20 protein-coding genes and 3 pseudogenes are annotated in these 17145 nt (G+C 48.9%); 7 read left to right on the forward strand and 16 right to left on the reverse strand.

Annotated elements, in window-relative coordinates:
- Positions 1–43 precede the first annotated feature (43 nt).
- From C7N83_RS00510 to C7N83_RS00520, 3 genes and pseudogenes are all read right to left on the reverse strand, one after another.
- Positions 44–355, reverse strand: a pseudogene (locus tag C7N83_RS00510) (transposase); the annotation flags it as partial.
- A 117-nt stretch (positions 356–472) separates the two neighbouring features.
- Positions 473–1129 carry a response regulator gene (locus C7N83_RS00515; protein ID WP_106739843.1) on the reverse strand — a complete coding sequence of 219 codons (657 nt, stop codon included), beginning with the start codon at positions 1127–1129 and terminating at the stop codon, positions 473–475.
- Positions 1126–3012, reverse strand: coding sequence for a histidine kinase (locus C7N83_RS00520; RefSeq protein WP_106739845.1), 1887 nt, complete (start codon positions 3010–3012; stop codon positions 1126–1128). Before C7N83_RS00520 ends, C7N83_RS00515 begins: the two co-directional genes overlap by 4 nt.
- A 203-nt stretch (positions 3013–3215) precedes the next feature.
- On the opposite strand from C7N83_RS00520, the gene C7N83_RS00525 reads away from it, so the two are divergent.
- From C7N83_RS00525 to C7N83_RS00540, 4 genes are read left to right on the forward strand one after another with little or no spacing between them, the layout of a single operon-like run.
- A complete protein-coding gene (locus C7N83_RS00525) occupies positions 3216–3464 on the forward strand; it encodes a MoaD/ThiS family protein (RefSeq protein ID WP_106739846.1) in 249 nt (82 codons plus the stop codon).
- Position 3465: 1 nt separating this feature from the next.
- Positions 3466–3930 carry a molybdenum cofactor biosynthesis protein MoaE gene (locus C7N83_RS00530; protein ID WP_106739848.1) on the forward strand — a complete coding sequence of 155 codons (465 nt, stop codon included), beginning with the start codon at positions 3466–3468 and terminating at the stop codon, positions 3928–3930.
- Positions 3927–4505: a molybdenum cofactor guanylyltransferase MobA gene (gene mobA / locus C7N83_RS00535; RefSeq protein WP_106739850.1), complete on the forward strand. Its 579-nt coding sequence runs from the start codon at positions 3927–3929 to the stop codon at positions 4503–4505. Before C7N83_RS00530 ends, mobA begins: the two co-directional genes overlap by 4 nt.
- Positions 4502–5704 (forward strand): molybdopterin molybdotransferase MoeA, encoded by a 1203-nt coding sequence (locus C7N83_RS00540; protein WP_245911062.1) that lies wholly within the window; start codon positions 4502–4504, stop codon positions 5702–5704. Before mobA ends, C7N83_RS00540 begins: the two co-directional genes overlap by 4 nt.
- 69 nt (positions 5705–5773) lie before the next feature.
- Here the strand turns inward: C7N83_RS00540 and C7N83_RS00545 are convergent, their stop codons facing one another.
- From C7N83_RS00545 to tkt, 5 genes and pseudogenes are all read right to left on the reverse strand, one after another.
- Positions 5774–6340, reverse strand: a complete 567-nt coding sequence (locus C7N83_RS00545; protein ID WP_106739854.1) for a peptidylprolyl isomerase — start codon at positions 6338–6340, stop codon at positions 5774–5776.
- Between the two features lie 354 nt (positions 6341–6694).
- Positions 6695–6913 carry a YceI family protein gene (locus C7N83_RS16850; RefSeq protein ID WP_106739855.1) on the reverse strand — a complete coding sequence of 73 codons (219 nt, stop codon included), beginning with the start codon at positions 6911–6913 and terminating at the stop codon, positions 6695–6697.
- Between the two features lie 247 nt (positions 6914–7160).
- Positions 7161–7497 (reverse strand): annotated as a pseudogene (locus tag C7N83_RS15525) (IS1595 family transposase); the annotation flags it as partial.
- A gap of 103 nt (positions 7498–7600) precedes the next feature.
- The gene (locus C7N83_RS14405) at positions 7601–7738 is read right to left on the reverse strand and encodes a hypothetical protein (protein WP_170064746.1); all 138 of its coding nucleotides are present in this window, start codon (positions 7736–7738) and stop codon (positions 7601–7603) included.
- 342 nt (positions 7739–8080) lie between these two features.
- Positions 8081–10060 (reverse strand): transketolase, encoded by a 1980-nt coding sequence (tkt, locus tag C7N83_RS00555; RefSeq protein WP_106739857.1) that lies wholly within the window; start codon positions 10058–10060, stop codon positions 8081–8083.
- 444 nt (positions 10061–10504) lie between these two features.
- Here tkt and C7N83_RS14115 point away from each other — a divergent pair, with 444 nt between their 5' ends.
- On the forward strand, positions 10505–10912 hold the full coding sequence (locus C7N83_RS14115; RefSeq protein WP_146135063.1) for a hypothetical protein: 408 nt from the start codon (positions 10505–10507) through the stop codon (positions 10910–10912).
- A gap of 94 nt (positions 10913–11006) precedes the next feature.
- On the opposite strand, the gene C7N83_RS00565 is transcribed toward C7N83_RS14115, so the two are convergent.
- The 6 genes from C7N83_RS00565 to C7N83_RS15545 form a co-directional block, all read right to left on the reverse strand.
- Positions 11007–11207, reverse strand: a complete 201-nt coding sequence (locus C7N83_RS00565; protein WP_106739860.1) for a hypothetical protein — start codon at positions 11205–11207, stop codon at positions 11007–11009.
- 252 nt (positions 11208–11459) lie between these two features.
- Positions 11460–12791 carry an MFS transporter gene (locus C7N83_RS00570; protein ID WP_106739862.1) on the reverse strand — a complete coding sequence of 444 codons (1332 nt, stop codon included), beginning with the start codon at positions 12789–12791 and terminating at the stop codon, positions 11460–11462.
- Positions 12792–12984: 193 nt separating this feature from the next.
- Complete coding sequence (locus C7N83_RS15530; RefSeq protein WP_245911063.1) at positions 12985–13233, reverse strand: hypothetical protein; 249 nt, start codon at positions 13231–13233, stop codon at positions 12985–12987.
- Positions 13234–13249: 16 nt separating this feature from the next.
- Positions 13250–13429 (reverse strand): hypothetical protein, encoded by a 180-nt coding sequence (locus C7N83_RS15535; protein WP_245911064.1) that lies wholly within the window; start codon positions 13427–13429, stop codon positions 13250–13252.
- Positions 13420–13704 (reverse strand): hypothetical protein, encoded by a 285-nt coding sequence (locus C7N83_RS15540; protein ID WP_245911065.1) that lies wholly within the window; start codon positions 13702–13704, stop codon positions 13420–13422. Before C7N83_RS15540 ends, C7N83_RS15535 begins: the two co-directional genes overlap by 10 nt.
- Before the next feature lie 396 nt (positions 13705–14100).
- Positions 14101–14298: a hypothetical protein gene (locus C7N83_RS15545; protein ID WP_245911066.1), complete on the reverse strand. Its 198-nt coding sequence runs from the start codon at positions 14296–14298 to the stop codon at positions 14101–14103.
- Between the two features lie 141 nt (positions 14299–14439).
- Here C7N83_RS15545 and C7N83_RS15550 point away from each other — a divergent pair, with 141 nt between their 5' ends.
- Both C7N83_RS15550 and C7N83_RS14410 read left to right on the forward strand, forming a co-directional pair.
- Complete coding sequence (locus C7N83_RS15550; protein ID WP_245911067.1) at positions 14440–14787, forward strand: hypothetical protein; 348 nt, start codon at positions 14440–14442, stop codon at positions 14785–14787.
- 715 nt (positions 14788–15502) lie between these two features.
- Positions 15503–15661, forward strand: a complete 159-nt coding sequence (locus tag C7N83_RS14410; RefSeq protein ID WP_170064748.1) for a hypothetical protein — start codon at positions 15503–15505, stop codon at positions 15659–15661.
- Here C7N83_RS14410 and C7N83_RS15555 read toward each other — a convergent pair.
- Together C7N83_RS15555 and C7N83_RS00590 are read right to left on the reverse strand one after the other, a co-directional pair.
- Positions 15651–15797 (reverse strand): hypothetical protein, encoded by a 147-nt coding sequence (locus C7N83_RS15555; RefSeq protein WP_245911068.1) that lies wholly within the window; start codon positions 15795–15797, stop codon positions 15651–15653. The two genes, C7N83_RS14410 and C7N83_RS15555, sit on opposite strands and share 11 nt — an antisense overlap.
- Positions 15798–15880: 83 nt before the next feature.
- Positions 15881–16981: pseudogene (locus tag C7N83_RS00590) on the reverse strand (conjugal transfer protein).
- Between the last annotated feature and the right edge of the window lie 164 nt (positions 16982–17145).

Genomic DNA, 17145 nt, shown 5'->3' on the forward strand with positions numbered 1-17145 from the left:
TATCGCCCCCGTATTCCCCATTTTTAGAACGTATTTTACCCTTTCAAGCCATAACAGGCACATGAAGCCTGTTGGCAGCCTTTAGTAAGTTGACACAAATCATTTTCAAATGACTTTGTGCTGCGACTTTCAGCAATCCGAAATAAGAAGCACGGTTGTATCGGAATGTACGGCGCAGCGTCCCGAAACACTGTTCCACCACATAACGCGTTTTCGACAGTTGTTTATTCCTGCCTTTATCTTCTTCGGTTAACGGACGGTCTCTGTGTGCTTTACGCATCATGCCGTCTGAAGGCCTTTTGCTGTGAAGAAGCACTCAGTCGGCTTTGCTGTCATAACTTTTATCAGCATAAACCTTTATGTCTTGGGCAATATTTCTAGGGGTTGAGGTAGATTAGCCCCTAAATACTATTGCCCAATCGCCCATTCCTGATTCGGGCTTGCCAAATACCATTTGCCGATGGTCTTCTGCTTAAATGCCTTCAGGTTGCGGCACTTTGTGCTGTACCGCATAAACCGCTGCCTGTACGCGGCTGCTTAAGTTGAGTTTGCGCAAGATATTCTGCACATGCACTTTAATGGTCGATTCAGCCAAATCTAAATGGCGGGCGATGACTTTGTTGCTGTGTCCAGCCGCCAGATAGCCCAAAATTTCCAATTCGCGCGGCGTGAGCGCGGATAAGGCTACATCGGCACGTGGCGCAGCAGGCGAAATCAACGATTGTACCAAGCGCGAGGTCATTTCCGGTGAGAACACATTATCACCGTCGACTGCTTTGCGGATGCTGTCGAGCAGGAAATCGGCGTTGATGTTTTTCAATAGGAAACCGCGTGCGCCAATGCGCATGCATTCGGTTAAATCGTCGCTGTCTTCGGAAACGGTAAGCATAATCACGGTTTGGTTGGGATTAGCACTCAAAATCTGTGCCAAGGCTTCGCGGCCGTTCATGACCGGCATATCCAAGTCTAATAAGACAATATCCGGCTTTTGCTGTTCGAATAATTTTACCCCGGAGAGGCCGTCTGAAGCCTCGCCGATGACTTCGAAATCACTTTGGCGGGAAAGCAGGGCTTTGATGCCGCTACGGAACAGGGTGTGGTCGTCAATCAAGATGATTTGAATACTCATGAGGCAGTTCTCTTATGTTGCGGTAACACTAAGGTTACAGTGGTTCCTTTATTCGGCCGGGAGACGACATCCAACACGGCGTCGATGCGGTGGGCGCGTTCCTGCATAATACCCAGCCCGACGTGCTCCTCCGACAGACTGTCGATGGTGCGGGTGTCGAAGCCGATGCCGTCGTCGCTTATTTTCAAGGTAAAATCTTGACGGTTAATCAGGCTCACTTCCACTTTATCCGCCTGTGCGTGTTTTCGGATATTCGATAAGCTTTCCTGCAAAATAAAGATGATTTGCAGCTGCTCGTCATGGTTGAGCCAGCCGCCTTCTTCAATCCATGTGGTGTTCACTTCAATCTGCGTTTGCTGCTCAAATCGGGCTAAGAGCGCCGATACTGCTTCAGGGAAGTCTTTATTGCTGATTTTGGTACGGAAATTGAGCAGCAGCTCACGTACATCGTCATAACATTCCTGCACGCCGTCTTTGATGAAACGGATGTTTTCTTCGACTTGTTCTTTCTGATCGGCATTGTACGCGCTTTCGAGCATTTGCAGCTGTAAATTTAAAAAGGTCAGCGTTTGCGCAATGCTGTCGTGCAAACCTTGGGCGATTAGGTTACGTTCCTGCAAAACAGCCAACAAACGGCGCTCCTGCTCAAAGCGGCTATTGGCAATCGACACGCCTAATTGGCTGCTTAAGGTTTGCAGTAATTCGTGGTCGCTTTGGTTTAAGGTATGGCTGTCTGAAAAATACAGCGTAAATAGGCCAAGTTCTTTTTCTTTATAAGTAATCGGGAACACGGCCATCTGCTCGAAACGCGGATGATCCAAGGCAACCAGGCGGCCTTTGTGCTTGCTGTTGGGATCAAGCAGTGGCGGGTTTTCGATTGAATCGGAAAAACCGCTGTCCAAATCGGCATAAGGTTCGGCTTGTGAATCTTCCGGCAATCCCAGGCTCGCCACCAAATCGGAGCGTTTGTGTTCGGCATCAAACAGATGTACGCTGCCCGCAATGGCGGCAACGGCAGGCAGGGTACAGCCTAAAAATTTAGTCGCGGCGGTTTTGGGTTGGTGGATTTGGTGTAAATCCCGGGTGGTTTGGTAGAGCAGCGCCAGATCGCGGTTTTGCCGTTCGAGGTCTTCTGTTTGGCGGGCAACTTGGCCTTCCAAATCGGTATAAAGGGTTTTCAAGCTGGTGCTCATCTGATTAAAGCCTTTATTGACTTGGGAGAACTCGCGGATATAGTCGGTATTGATTTCCGTGCCGAATTCGCCGCGCCCGATGGCTCTTACACCGGCACTCAAGGCTTCCAGCGGACGGATAATCCATGCATAGTGCAAACTAATCATAAAACCGGCGGCTACAAAAATCATCAAAATTAAGGCCATCTGAAAGCGGCGCAGCCATTGCGTGTTTTCTTCGTTGGCATTTTCCAAGGCCTGGACAAGCAAATTCAAATTACCGGAAAAGCGGTATAAATCTTTATTATCAGGCAGTTGGTACGCTTCTAACGACGGGCGGATTTTTTGTTTCCAATCATTCATCAGGCTCGATTGAACTTTGGTGAAATTCATCGGATTGGCAGAAATCGAAGGCAGCAGCGGTTTAATCACATCGTTTTGGCTGACCTTCAGTAAGGTTTCTTCAAAAGCTTGAATCTGTTGGCGCACATGTTCGACAGGCTCTTTTTCATGCACCAGATACGTCAGGCGGTAAGTCTGCATGCGCAAGCTACCGGCATAATTGATGGCTGTGCCGGCATTTTCCAGCCGCCACGACAGAATTAAGGTGAGAACGACCGAAAACAAAGCGGAACTGACCCACAATACGGTCAGGAATTTGAGCCGTGCAGAAAGGCTGGGGCCGTCTGAAAATTGGGTTAATCTGTTCATGATAAGGGCAATAAAATGATGTCGTAAAATAGCATTGTTTGGTCTAAATCACAATAATGCAAAGAAATGTATTTATCGGCTAGAATTTAATGCGGATTCGTGTAAAATTCAGTCATGATAAAATTCAATTCATATGAACATTTTGCAGGCTTTAAGATATCAGCTTTTCAGACGGCCTGCGAAACCACTCTAGAAAATTTCGCATGATTACCATTTTATATTTCGGTGTTTTAAAACAAAAATTACAAACCGTCCAAGAACAAATCGAATGGCAGGGCGGTAACGGCCATGATTTGCTGGCCTTGCTGCACGCGCGTGGTGGCGACTGGGCAGAAGCATTGGCCCTCGGCAATATTTTCCGTTTGGTGGTGGATAAAAAAATCAGCACCTGGGAAACCAATATTCCTGATGGTGCCGAAGTCGGCTTGTTACCACCGGTGACAGGGGGTTGATATGCAGGTCGATATCCGAATCCAAACGCAGGATTTTCAGTTGCAGCAGGAATACGGTTTGTTGCTTACCCGTGGCAGCAATACCGGCTCGGTGGTTGGTTTTGTCGGCTTGGTGCGCGACCGTGATACCGCCACACCTTTGGCCAACCTGTTTCTCGAGCATTTCCCAGAAGTCACGGAAAACGAAATCAAGCGCATTGTCCAAACGGCATCCGAACGTTGGCCGCTGACTGCCTGCACCATTATCCACCGCGTGGGCGAATTGCGTGCCGATGAACAAATCGTTTTGGTTTTGGCCGCTTCGGAACACCGCAAAGCCGCCTTTGCCGCTGCCGGATTCATTATGGATTATTTGAAAACCGAAGCACCTTTTTGGAAAAAAGAAACGTTTTCAGACGGCCTCGAACGCTGGGTAGAAGCCAAACAGAGCGACCAAGCGGCCGCACAGCAATGGGACACACCATGAAAACTTACGCACTTATCCTTGCAGGCGGACAGGGCAGCCGTATGGGAGGTATAGATAAAGGCTTGGTCGGATGGCAGGGTAAACCTTTGATTGATCATGTCATCGGGCGGATTAAGCCGCAGGTCGCACACATTGCCATCAGCGCCAACCGTAATTTGGAAGAATACGCCTGCCGCAGCCCGCATGTTTTTGCCGATGCGCGCCAATGGCATCACTTAGGCCCTTTAGCGGCTTTGTGTACGGCGGCCAATGATTTGCAGCTGGCTAAGGCCGATTGGCTTTTGATTGTATCTTGTGATATGCCGAAGCTGCCGCATGATTTGGTGGAACACTTTTTATCGGTCGCCAAGCGCACGCCTTTATGTAATGCGTTTTATGTCGAAACCCCCGAGCGTCCGCAATACAGTATTATGTTTATCCGGCCGCAGATTCTGCAAAGCACTGTGCCGTATCTTTATGCCGGCATGCGTACGATACGCGGCTGGCTCCAGCAGCAGCGTGCCAGAGCGGTTAATTTCGATTCGGATAAATATTTTGTGAATTACAACACGCCTGAAGATTTGAAAGAAGCATGATGATCGATTTTGAAACAGCCCGAGCGGCTTTGTTGGAACAGCACGAATGCCGTCTGAAAACGGTGAGGCTGCCTTTGGCTGAGGCGGCCAACCGGATTTTGGCGCAAAGGCTGAGTGCGAAATATCCCAGTCCGATGTTCGACAACAGTGCGATGGATGGTTACGCCGTGTGCGATTCTGAAGGCAGTTTGCGCGAATTTCGCATTACCGGCCGCATTCAGGCCGGGGAAACGGCACAAAATCCTTTAGCCGAAGGCGAAGCAGTACGCATTTTTACCGGCGCGCCGTTGCCGCCCAACACCACCGCCGTGGTGATGCAGGAGCAAACCGAAACCGATGGCAATCGTTTGTTGGTGAACGCTGAAATTCAAGCCGGCCAAAACATGCGCCTGAAAGCCGAAGAAATCGAAGTTGGTCAGGAATTACTGGCACAAGGCACCAAATTAAACATGGCAGCGTTGGGCTTGGCCGCTTCGCAAGGCTATGCGGAGCTGACGGTTTACGAACCTTTGAAAGTGCAGGTGTTCTCTACCGGTAATGAGTTGGTTGAGCCCGGCCACACGCTTTCAGACGGCCAAATCTACGATGCCAACCGCTATCAACTGCTGGCTTGGCTGCAAGAATTGGGTTTGCAAGTGAGCGACGGCGGTATTTTGCCTGATGACTTGACGCAAACTGAAGCTGCCTTGGCTGCCGCAGCTGGGCAATCCGATGTGGTCATCACCAGTGGCGGGGCGTCGGTGGGTGAGGCAGATTATCTGAAACAAGCGATTGAGCACATCGGCTCGCTGGCCATGCACACCTTAGCCATTAAACCGGGCAAACCGTTTGCATGGGGGCATATCGGCGCATGCAAAGTTTTCATTTTGCCGGGTAATCCCGTAGCGGCATTTGCCACATCGAATATGCTGTTGCTGCCGGTGTTGAACAAACTAGCAGGCAAACAGGCGCGGCATTGGCAATTGCCTAAAGTGACGGCCAAAGCAGCGTTCCAAACCAAAAAAGCCATCAAACGCCGCGAATTTTTACGTGTGGTATTAGAAAATGTTGAAGTAGGCGAAACGGTGGTGAAATTACTCCCGAACCAAAGCAGCGCGATGTTGAGAACTTGCACAGCCGCCGATGCGTTGTGTGAAGTACCCGCCGGAAAAACGGTTAGCGAAGGCGATTATGTCAGTGTTTATTTGTTGCCAAATTAATTGCTGTTCACGAAAAAGGCCGTCTGAAATTCAGACAGCCTTTTTTATTACTTTACCTTTTTTATTACTTTACTTGATAACGCTCACTTTTTGAATTACTACCGGTTTCACCGGCACATTTTGATGGAAACCGCGGGTGGCGGTTTGCACTTTGCTGATTTTGTTCACCACGTCCATGCCGGCAGTGACTTTACCGAAAACCGCATAGCCGTAACCTTGCGGTGTCGGGCTTTTGAAGTTTAAGAAATCATTATCGGCGGTGTTGATAAAAAATTGGCTGGTGGCTGAATTCGGATTGGCGGTGCGTGCCATGGCGATGGTGCCGACGGTATTTTTCAAGCCGTTATCAGCTTCGTTGGCAATCGCTTTATCGGTGTCTTTTTGCACCATGTTTTCGGTGAAACCACCACCTTGAATCATAAAATTATCAATCACCCGGTGAAAAATCGTGTTGTTGTAAAAGCCTTTTTCGGCATAGTTGACGAAGTTGGCTACGGTTTTCGGTGCTTTGGCTTCATCAAGCGACAATTCGATTTTGCCCAGATTGGTCTCAATCACAGCGCGGGTTTCGGCTTGGGCAGCAAAAGCGGTGCACAGCAACAGTGCGCCTAGGGTAGCTTTAGTTAAATTATTCATGTGCGTTTCCTATTGATTAGGAATGTAGTTAGGATAAATGCCGAATAGGTTATTATCGTCTTTTTATGTGTGAAAAACGTAAAAGAAAACGTAAAAGACCGTCTGAAAGCGCATATTTCTTTCAGACGGCTTCATCTGTTATTGAACCGGATTATTGTTTCACGGCTTCAATTCGGATATCTAATTTCATTTTTTTGGTTATGCCGCTGTCAGCAAAATCGTTCATGTCCATTTGGCGCAGTTGATGGCAGTAGGGAAATCGCTACTGCATACTTCGGCTTTCGCCATCAGACTGTTGCAGCAGTTGAATTTCTCGGTTTTCAGTTTTACAGGGGCAACAGAGTCAGGTTACCGTCAGCATAAGTCAGTTTTGCCGACGTAGTTGGATTTAGTCGAAACAAAGTGCATTTCCGGGAATTTCTCAGTACGGAACAAATCAGACGATTTCAAGTGGCCGGCAAAATGTTGAGAGTCGGTTTGCAGAGTTTTTACCGGGATGGTGATGTCAATTTTACCCCGGTGTTTGTTTTTGTCGAAGTCACCAGTACTATGCGCGATTTTCTGCTCGGAAATCTGCTACTCAGACAAAATGAGGACACGCCTTAATAAAGATACTTTGAAATAACCCGATTTTATGTTTATATTTTTCTTATAACAACCCATATATTGTTTGATGTTCTTATTCCCAATAGCAGTAGGCGATATTCAGAGAGGACGGTTTTACACGCTGCGCGCCAGTCAAACCAACCGGCGCAATAAAGTCGGATATCTTGCGCGCATGTCCAATGCAGCAGACGGGTTTTTATGCCGAAAAGATGCCCTACAATAAAATGAAAACATACTCTAATATTTTACCTAAATTTTCATGACGGCGGTTAAACCTAAATTCCGTCTCTTTTAAATACAGATGAACATATCTTTCGGAATACCATAAAGTTTATACAGCCGTCCTTTGGCATAATTCCGGAAAGATTCAATACCGTTGATATGCTGCTTCCAGCAGGCAAACTCATCGGCACCATGATGGACACGGCAATGTTTCTTATAGGCCAATTTAAAAGACCATCGTATGCCTTCCGGCATTTTGCCGTCGGCAGAAATGCGGCCGCGTATCATTTTGGTTAAGCATCAGGAACAATCCTGGTACAGACAACACCCTTGTGCAAGGTTTGGAAAAAAAACGGTGCCGCCAACGCGTGCATAAAGAAGGCTTGGTATATACCGGCGCGAAATTATTGTTCAACGACCGACATGTGCGCATTAATTTTGAAAAAAATCGGCAAACACGTGATAATTTAAGGCCAAACCGAAGCCACCCGTAATTTGACGGATGCGCGCGCAGCCATCGGTGGTGTGGTGGTTTACGAAGCCGACGGCGTTGCCTTGCACACACGACATCGATATTAATTACCGCCTTATGTAACCTATAGCTGTTTCACTAAATAACGGGCACAGAAATATCCAAATGCCGTCATTCCCGCACAGGCGGGAATCCGGTTCCGTCTGGACGGGAACCTGTAAAAAATTACTGAAAACCCACGTTCCGGATTCCCGCCTGTTCGGGAGTGACGGATTTCAGGTTTCAGACGGCATGAGAAAAATTTGTACTCATTTTTAAGTTAGCAGGCTATACACCAAAGATGGCGGAGAATACTGCTTGATTGTGACTTTTAACCTTCGTTTTCAAGACAAAAGGCCGTCTGAAATGTTTCAGACGGCTTTTCTTCAATCTATCTTCCATTACAAAACAGATTTCACAGTATCTGCTACATTTTTGATAGTTAAGCCGAATTCTTTAAACAATAATTCAGCCGGAGCCGATTCGCCGAAGCGGTCAATGCCGACAACTTTACCGTTTAAGCCGACATATTTGTACCAACCGTCGGTCACACCCGCTTCTACGGCCACACGCGGCAGGTTGTGTGGCAACACGCTGGCTTGGTAAGCGGCATCTTGGCGGTCGAAAACATTAGTTGACGGCATGGAAACCACGCGCACGGCGATGCCTTCTCCGGCCAAAACGGCTTGTGCATTCAAGGCCAATTCTACTTCCGAACCGGTGGCGATAATCACGGCTTCTGCTGCGCCTTGGGCTTCGCTGATGACATAGCCGCCGCGTTGGATGTTATCCAGCTGCCTGTTGTTGCGCTGCAGGAATTTCAGATTTTGGCGGCTGAAAATCAGGCTGCTCGGGTGGTCGGCGGCTTTAACCGCTTCCGCCCATGCCACCAGAGATTCAGCCGTGTCGCAAGGACGCCATACGGCCATGTTCGGAATCAGGCGCAAGGTGGCGGTTTGCTCGACCGGTTGATGGGTCGGGCCGTCTTCGCCCAAGCCGATGGAATCGTGGGTAAATACGAAAATCGGGTTGGTTTTCATCAGAGCAGCCATGCGCAGGGCATTGCGTTGGTATTCGCTAAACATTAAGAAAGTCCCACCAAACGGTCTCACACCGCCATGCAGGGCCAAGCCGTTCATTATCGCGCCCATACCGAACTCGCGCACGCCGTAATGCACATAATTGCCGCCGTTTTCAGCGGTCACGGCTTTACTTTCTGACCAGTCGGTCAGGTTGGAAGGCGTCAGGTCGGCCGAACCGCCGACAAATTCCGGCAACACTTTGGCCAAAATTTCAATGCTGTTTTGGCTGGCTTTGCGGGTGGCGATGGTTTCGGCTTTGTCACACACTTCTTTCAAGGCCGTCTGAACAAAGGCCTCGAAGTCTTTCGGTAATTCTTTGTCCATACGGCGTATGAATTCGGCTGCCTCTTCAGGGAAACGGCTTTGATATTCGGCGAAGCGTTTGTTCCATTCGTTTTCCAGTTGCGCGCCTTTTTCTTTGGCATCCCAGCCTTCGTACACTTCTTGCGGCACTTCAAACGCAGCATACGGCCAGCCTAAATGTTTGCGTGTGGCTTCGATTTCGTCTGCGCCCAATGGTGCGCCGTGGGTTTTGTGACTGCCTTCTTTGGTCGCCGCACCTTTACCGATTAAGGTTTTGCAGCAGATGATGGAAGGTTTGCCGGTTTCGGCACGGGCAGCATCGATGGCCATCTGAATGGCAGCGGTATCGTGTCCGTTGACATTCGGCACAACATGCCAGCCGTAGCTTCCGAAGCGCTGCGGAATATCTTCGGTGAACCAGCCGTCTACTTTGCCGTCGATGGAAATATTGTTGTCGTCATACAGAACAATCAGCTTGCCCAAGCCCAAGGTGCCAGCCAGAGAACAGGCTTCGTGTGACACGCCTTCCATCAGGCAGCCGTCGCCTAAGAAAACATAAGTGTAGTGATCAACGATGTCCAAACCGTCTTTGTTAAACTCGGCTGCCAAGATTTTTTCAGCCAGAGCCATACCGACTGCGTTGGCAATACCCTGCCCCAACGGGCCGGTGGTGGTTTCCACGCCGTCGGTGTAACCGTATTCGGGGTGGCCCGGCGTTTTGCTGTGAAGCTGGCGGAAGTTTTTCAAATCTTCAATTGAAACGTTGTAACCGGTCAAGTGCAACAGGCTGTATAAAATCATCGACGCGTGGCCGTTAGACAAAACAAAACGGTCACGGTTGTAGAATTTCGGATTGGCCGGATTGTGGTTGAGATATCGCGTCCACAATACTTCGGCCATTTCAGCCATACCCATCGGCGCACCCGGGTGGCCGGAATTGGCTTTTTGTACCGCGTCTGCGGAAAGGAAGCGGATTGCATTTGCCAGTTGTGACATCAGTACCTTCTTTCTTTTAAAGATATGGTGAATATGAGGGAAACGGTTTGAATTATCGCTTTATTTTCCAAGGCTTTCAAGCACAGCATTGCGACAAAGCCAAAGGCCGTCTGAAAACGAAACGGGCAAGAAGGTTTCAGACGGCCTTGTCAGGAAAAGCCGACGTTATTTGCCGTATTTGAAAGACAACTAAAGACAATACCGAAACGGACATCTTGTGAATTTTGCTAATGTGGCCAAGCCGTATAAAGGTTTGAAGGAGAATACGCTTTTTGAGATGCTACAGGCTTGTTTTTCTGCATCTGTCGGATCAGCAACGCGGCTGTTTTCTACCCTCTGATAAATTTCATAAAATCCCCATCTTTGGCAGATTTCTGCGCGACATACGTCCCGAACGCCGGCCATCTTCAATGATATGTTTGCGCGTTCTGCGGGGTTATCGCTTTGAACCGCACTCAAACTTTGGGTTTTGTAAAAGGTTCAGCCTTAATAAATGGTTTTGCGGCCGGTATTGAACGTTTCGGCAATATCATCAGCCAAACGAGGGCAATCGGCCAGATCGGGATTGCTGAACGTAATACGCATCGAACCGTGTTTGGCAAAATGGAATGTCGCGCAACTTTGCACCGCCCAGCTTCTCACTATCAGAAACTGAATCACCTGCGCTTCATGCGCAACAGGCGGCCAGGTATGGAAACCTTCGATGTCTTTGCCCAAGAGGGAAATACCGTGTTTGGTTCAGCCATTCAAACAAGGTTTGGCGGCGGATACGGCAGTTTTCAGAAATCGCGTTCATCGCTCCGCCATCAAGCCTTCGCCATAGCCAAGTCAAATGCTGAAGGATTTTGCTGATCCAATACAGCATACCGTAAAAAGGCTGTTGGCTCAATGCCGCCCAATGGTCATTGATAATTAACAAGGCATCGTGTTGATTCAAAAACGCCTGCTATTGCTGCCAACGCGCGCAGCTGTAATTAACGTTGGTCAGGCTGTGCGCACGCGGCGTCAGAATCATCATGGAAAAACCATCGCCCAACTGATCCGGTACCAGCCTACTCCCATCATCCATATGTAAAGGCACAGCTTCCAAATGCAAAATCGCCAATAAAGCCGGCAACGGCGGCCAGCAAGGGTCTTCAATCGTCACTTTGCTGCCGCCGTCAAGCGTAATTGGCTTTTTTCGATGGTTTCGCGTAATGCATTGCCGCTGATTTCAGCCTGCCTGCCCGGCATTTGAGGCGATTTGTTTGTTGCACCATGCTTCGAGTGGAGAGAGTCGATAATCAGGCTCGTGGGTGCGCCTTGGTCGTTTTCTTTATAGGGCGGACAGGCCGTCTGAAAAATAGGGAGGAGGCAGTTCGGGCGGGCTTAAAGAATAAAGGCCGTCTGAAAGATAGGTTTAATTGCCGCCGTAGATTTTTTGTTTCAGCAGCAAACATACACTCATCACCAGCGACGGAATGGCCAGAATCACGAAGATGGTGACAAAATCCAGTTTCCATGCAATCAACTGACCGGTCAGGAAGGTGCCGGCAATCGCACCGAAGCGGCCGATACCCAACATCCAAGACACACCGGTGGCGCGGCATTCGGTCGGATAGAATTCGGCAGCCAGTGCAGGTAGCGAGGCCTGCGCCGTGTTTTGCATCACACCGGCGAACAATACTACCGCAATCAGCATACCCAAGCCCTGACCCAGCGACCAGCCGATACAGGCTACAGACAGAGCGGTTAGGAAAGACAGGAAAGCAATCAGTTTGTTGCCGTTGAAGCGGTCCATCAAGTAACCGCTGGCAATCGCGCCCAAACCGCCCAAGGCGAACAAGCCGGAAACACGCGGTCCCAGTTCGGGCGGCATATCCGCTTCTTTAAACAACACCGGCATCCAGTTGATCATGGCGTAGAAGATAATCAGGCCACTGAAATAAGAGAGCCACAGCAAAATCGAACCGGCGCGGAAGTGGCTGCCTAATGCCATCGCTATCGGATTGTCGGTTTTTTGTTCGGCATTCTTTTCAGACAACACAAACACGGCCTTGCCCAAAGCAGCTTCCGGATTAATGCGTTGCAAGATTTTACGCACTTTTTCAGCCGGTTGCTTTTTAGACACCAAAAACGAAGCCGAACGCGGCATGATGAAAATCATCAATACACCCAAAACCAGCGGAATCAGGCCGCACCAGAGCATTGCCGTGCGCCAGCCGTATTCAGGAATGATAAACGAAGCAAAGAAGCCACCTGCCGCCGCACCTACCGGGAAACCGCAATACATGGTGTTCAGGATTAAAGCGCGTTTGTAATCGGGGCAGTATTCGGACAGCATTGCCACTGCATTAGGCATGGCGGCTCCCAAGCCCAAGCCGGTGATGAAGCGCAAAATGGTCATTTGCGTCAAATCCTGCGCAAAAGCCGAAGCCACGCAAAAGCCTGCAAAGATTAAAACAGAAGAAGTAAGTACGATTTTTCGGCCGAATTTATCCGCCAATGGCCCCGATGTCACCGCACCGATGGCCAAGCCGAACAAAGCCGCGCTCAAAACCGGTGCCAACCGGCTTTTTTCGATTCCCCATTCTCCGATCAGGCTTGGCGCGGCATAGCCGATGGCTGCCGTATCCATGCCATCAAAGAAGGCAATCAGCAGGCAGATGATAAAAATCATCCATTGATAACCGGAAAATTTATTTTCATTCAAGAAATTTTGCACGTTGATAGTACGGCTGGCGGTTTCCATAAGTTTCTCCAAATATTATTGAGTGATCTGGCAATCATCAGAAACCCAATGATGTACAGATATATTTTGTAATTGTATTATTTTGTAGATAAAACGGCTAAGTTAAAATGTACAACCTTTCTAAGGGTTATGACAAAAATGCATAACGTAAGGCTGTCTGAAAACCATATTTCAGCCGGTCTATTTTAGCGGCTTATTCCAATGCATTCAAACTTCTGCATTTAGGTTGGTTGCGGTAGAGGAAATATTTGATGGCCAATGATACGGAAATCAATAAAGCCGGTACGGTCAAGGCCATGGTAGGGAAATTCCAGCCCGCGTTCAACATCCGGGTACCGGCAAAAGTAGAAATAATGGCACTGATGCGGCCGATACCCTGCATCCGGCTGTTGCCGGAGGTGCGGAAGCTTAATAGGAAAAAGTTGCTTGACAGGGCATTCATACCGGTGCCGCCGCTGTTAAACGCTGCGCCTATGTAGAACGATGTAATACACAGCAACAGATATTCCGCACCCAGGCTGTCCATGAATGCCGACGCCCGCCGCTCCTGCAGTAAAGCCGGTAAACACGATGGTCACCAACAGCAGGCTGCGGTGTTCGGGCAGATATTCCTTCACCAAGGTTGCCGCTATCGGCATGATGCCGCCTGTGGCAAAATTTTGCGGCAGTCGAAACAGTCACCCAAAGAGCCGACAGTCAGGCAGGCCGAAAAGGGCGGCTCCCAATACCGGCGACAAGTCGCTGACGGATTCCAAACTTCTTTCAGGCTGGAGCCCACAAAGCCCATAATCACTACATCGAAGCCGTCCATCACCACAATCAGGAAGCAGAGAAAAATCACCAATTTCTGATAGGTACCCACGCCGCGGCTGTCGAGCAGCTTGCGGCCGTTGATTTCATGATTTTGCGGCATTTGGTTGCGCCTTATCAACCGTATTTTTCTTATCAAACTTGTTGGACATGTTTTCAGACGGCCTTACCGCAGCTGAATAATGGCTGTCTGAAAAAATTGGCAGATGAGAACATTTTCCAGCGTGGGAACATAATATCTGTTGCCGTCGGCATTCACCACATCCTGACCTTTCCGCTCAAGGAAAAAGGCAGGGGCAGCTTGCCGCCCATTATCAACTGCGGCTGTTTTGGAAAAACCGTTATAATCTGTTTCCTTCCCGTCTGCGAAAAAGAGCCGGGAAGGATCACGCAGAATCTACTGTTCTCCGAAAACACCGTTCCCAACTTAAAAACAATATTTTCAGACAACTTTGAAACTCACCTCAAACACAGGCTGTCTGAAATCATCAATACTGAATCAGTGCCACTTCGCACAGGTGGTCGGCAGGCCGAAGTATTCCAAGTAAACAGGAATCTGTTCAAACAGCATATCGGTGCCGACCTGAATCATACAGTCTTTGGCTTTGGCCGCCGCCAAAAATGCAATCATTCCGCTTTGAAGCACCACATCGCCGACAAAGGCTTCAGGTGACATGCGGCCGACGTCCACCGGCATCGGACACCGTCATACATGCCCATCGGCATGGCGTTGACCATCAAATCGAAACCTTGCGGGCCATTGCTGCTGGTTTCGGCAATTAAATCGGTATAGTGTTGTTTCAAGCAGCCTGTCAACGCGCCACGCCGGCTGCGACCGATGAAGCCGCAATTGCACTCCTACGCCGCCATTGCCCGCCGCCAAAGCTGCTTTGCCTTCCGGCGCAAAACCTTTACATCGCACTCCGCGCACAAAACTTTCGCCGCCAAACATATCGCCTTCGGGTTTGCCGTCGGCACCGCGGCGCACAGTATTGTACGGGCCGGCGGTTTGCGCAGCCGGCGTCAGGCAGTTAACCAAGCCGGTGGTGGTCACTTTGTGCGGCATGCCGCCAGTGCGCCGATGATGTTGCCGCAGGTGAACACGTTTTTCAAAAAATCAGGACAAACCGGTGTTTGCGAAGCAAACGGCACCACCAGCGCGTTGATGGCGGCCGCTTCAAAATAAGGGTTGTAATTATCGGTAATTTGAAGGTGTGAGTAGGGTAGCCGATGCGAGAGATGCCTTAGGTCAGACCGTTGATGTTCATGAAGCTTTTCCTTTTTATTTGAATGAAATAAGGTTTTTATTCAAGTTATTTTTTCAGACAGCCTTTATATTTATGCCGTCTGAAAAAAATAAAATCATCAATCTCAAGCATGTCGGATGACTGTTTGTTTTTAAATATTTGATAAAGGCCGTCTGGAAAAAGACCGGTTGTTCAGACGGCTGGAAGACAAAATTATTTGCCGTCTCAAATACGCGCCGGAACCATCACTTCGCCGCGCATGATTCTGCCAACATCTGCCCGATACCCGATTATGCATTACTGAAGGTTTGAGCACGCATCTGTAAGACTGTTTGCAGCAGGGTAAATTGACATGGCTCTGCTATACAATCCGGCTTATTCGGCCGATGTCGAAATGCAATTGCTGTATGATAAGAGCGTCTGTATCTCATGGCGCAAAACACGATAACCTGCTCAAAGCCGATATCTCCGTCAATGCCGGACACTTGGCCGCTTTGCCGTGAATCATGCCTTCCGCTTGCCGGTGGGGCAGAAAATGGCGTGACATAATCTCGTGCCCAATATCGCGATGGAAACTGACAGTGTCAAAACCATGCTGCAACTGATGGCGGAGAAGGTGGGTTATCCGATTTTGTCGAGATATGCCATCATTTGATGAGTTATAAAGCATCTGTCCAAGTAATTCAGATGAGGCTGCCGCAATTCGTCAGCCGCCTGTTTTTGGCCGCTTCAGTCAAATATTCGTTCACGCGCACGCAAAAAGAAGCGGATAAAATTTTGAAGAAAGTGTGCTTGAATTTGGTTAAGGAATAAGTTCAGACGGCCTGTTGTTTATTTTTAAGCAATCATTCCAAATCATCAAATCCAATTTCTTCAATAAAGTCATGCTGCCGGCATCCGCCAAGCGGAAGGTTTCGACGGAATCGCCGGTGTACCACGGATCGGGCACATGGTCGTAACCGCTTTACACGAATCCGCCTATCGGTGAGCGGCAGGTATTACCGAGGCAAACAAATAAAATACGGTATGTCTTCATGGCTGTTCCGTAAAAAACGGGTTGTGGCCGTCCAATTTCAAGGCTTGGGCGTAGGTTGGCAATTCTCTGTTTTCCGACACAACATTATGCAGCAGGTAAACATGTTCCACACGACATTCAGCCATCAAATCCAAGAAATTTTGTTGGATAACGGCAATATTGTCGGTTGGTGACAGCGTCCAAGTATAAACTTGCGGCGCGATTTCGAACGTACTGTCGGTGGCGTTGAAACCGAATTGAATTTGTCCGCCTGCTTTGGCTGCGGCCACGACACCCACGTGCGGGCTCTGCATGCGGATAGCACGGATGGCGTTGGTGGCAAACACATCCATCGCCATGCGTTGGCGCATATGGCTGCCTGTGGTCAAAGCGGATAAAGGTGCATCGGGCGATAGGGGATTGACAAATAAGGCCAGCTCCGGCCGTGCCAAGGCTTACTGCCAAACCTGCATCAGAGGCAAGCCTGCTTTTAATAAGTTTTGGTTGAGCGATTCTTGCAGCTTTTTGTCGCCGTAGCCCAAAGCAAACACCACATGTACCGATTGACCGCTCGGAATCTGCCATTCAGACGAAGTGAATTGTGTGGCAAACCGCGCGGCGGCTTCGGCATTTTGTTTGGCTTCAAACCATTGTCCCGCATTGATTTCGCTTAATGTGGTCGACGGCACTAGTGACGGCAGCCATGTTGCCTGATTTAATGCACGTAAATGCGGGTGGTTTTCCAACACGGCAAACAGCGCGGCAGTCGGCACGTTCAAAAGCAGCGTTTGCGCTTGATTGCAACCGGCCACGAGTACCAAAGGCATGGCAAACCATTGGCTTTCTTCATCTTTTTCGGCATTCAAAACCGTGGTCAGATTTTCCAGCAGGACTGTATAGCTTTCGGCATCGGCCACCATGCTCATGGCTACGGACAAACCTAGATAATAATTCTGCTGAAACATACTGTGGATTTCGGTTTGAAGCGATTCGGCGGATAATTTGCGCTGCGCGGCGGAAGTGTTGTGCGTCAGGTTGGAAGCATGCAGCAAGAGATTGTTTTTAACAGGTGTTTCATGGTAAGGCCGTGTGTCTGCAAGAATGAAAGGGGTGTTCATTTTCTACCTTTGATATTGTTGTTTTGAACAGAGTAAAGATTATAGCAATATCTGACTGAAACAGTCGGATATAAAGCTGAAAAAATTTCTATCCGATTAATTCGGCCGACAATAGAGATGAAAAAAACACTGAAATGAATCAGTGCTTTTCAATCTTGGCGCGG

The organism is Neisseria iguanae (assembly GCF_003013245.1).
Classification (GTDB): domain Bacteria; phylum Pseudomonadota; class Gammaproteobacteria; order Burkholderiales; family Neisseriaceae; genus Neisseria; species Neisseria iguanae.

What these genes read in the sequence shown, in the direction of transcription:
- C7N83_RS00515 (WP_106739843.1), bottom strand. Translation starts at nt 1,129, where the DNA reads ATGAGTATTCAAATCATCTTGATTGACGACCACACCCTGTTCCGTAGC.
- C7N83_RS00520 (WP_106739845.1), bottom strand. Translation starts at nt 3,012, where the DNA reads ATGAACAGATTAACCCAATTTTCAGACGGCCCCAGCCTTTCTGCACGG.
- C7N83_RS00525 (WP_106739846.1), top strand. Translation starts at nt 3,216, where the DNA reads ATGATTACCATTTTATATTTCGGTGTTTTAAAACAAAAATTACAAACC.
- C7N83_RS00530 (WP_106739848.1), top strand. Translation starts at nt 3,466, where the DNA reads ATGCAGGTCGATATCCGAATCCAAACGCAGGATTTTCAGTTGCAGCAG.
- mobA (WP_106739850.1), top strand. Translation starts at nt 3,927, where the DNA reads ATGAAAACTTACGCACTTATCCTTGCAGGCGGACAGGGCAGCCGTATG.
- C7N83_RS00540 (WP_245911062.1), top strand. Translation starts at nt 4,502, where the DNA reads ATGATGATCGATTTTGAAACAGCCCGAGCGGCTTTGTTGGAACAGCAC.
- C7N83_RS00545 (WP_106739854.1), bottom strand. Translation starts at nt 6,340, where the DNA reads ATGAATAATTTAACTAAAGCTACCCTAGGCGCACTGTTGCTGTGCACC.
- C7N83_RS14405 (WP_170064746.1), bottom strand. Translation starts at nt 7,738, where the DNA reads ATGTCGTGTGTGCAAGGCAACGCCGTCGGCTTCGTAAACCACCACACC.
- tkt (WP_106739857.1), bottom strand. Translation starts at nt 10,060, where the DNA reads ATGTCACAACTGGCAAATGCAATCCGCTTCCTTTCCGCAGACGCGGTA.
- C7N83_RS00570 (WP_106739862.1), bottom strand. Translation starts at nt 12,791, where the DNA reads ATGGAAACCGCCAGCCGTACTATCAACGTGCAAAATTTCTTGAATGAA.
- C7N83_RS15530 (WP_245911063.1), bottom strand. Translation starts at nt 13,233, where the DNA reads ATGAATGCCCTGTCAAGCAACTTTTTCCTATTAAGCTTCCGCACCTCC.
- C7N83_RS15535 (WP_245911064.1), bottom strand. Translation starts at nt 13,429, where the DNA reads ATGCCGATAGCGGCAACCTTGGTGAAGGAATATCTGCCCGAACACCGC.
- C7N83_RS15540 (WP_245911065.1), bottom strand. Translation starts at nt 13,704, where the DNA reads ATGCCGCAAAATCATGAAATCAACGGCCGCAAGCTGCTCGACAGCCGC.
- C7N83_RS15545 (WP_245911066.1), bottom strand. Translation starts at nt 14,298, where the DNA reads ATGCCGGTGGACGTCGGCCGCATGTCACCTGAAGCCTTTGTCGGCGAT.
- C7N83_RS15550 (WP_245911067.1), top strand. Translation starts at nt 14,440, where the DNA reads ATGAAGCCGCAATTGCACTCCTACGCCGCCATTGCCCGCCGCCAAAGC.
- C7N83_RS14410 (WP_170064748.1), top strand. Translation starts at nt 15,503, where the DNA reads ATGAGTTATAAAGCATCTGTCCAAGTAATTCAGATGAGGCTGCCGCAA.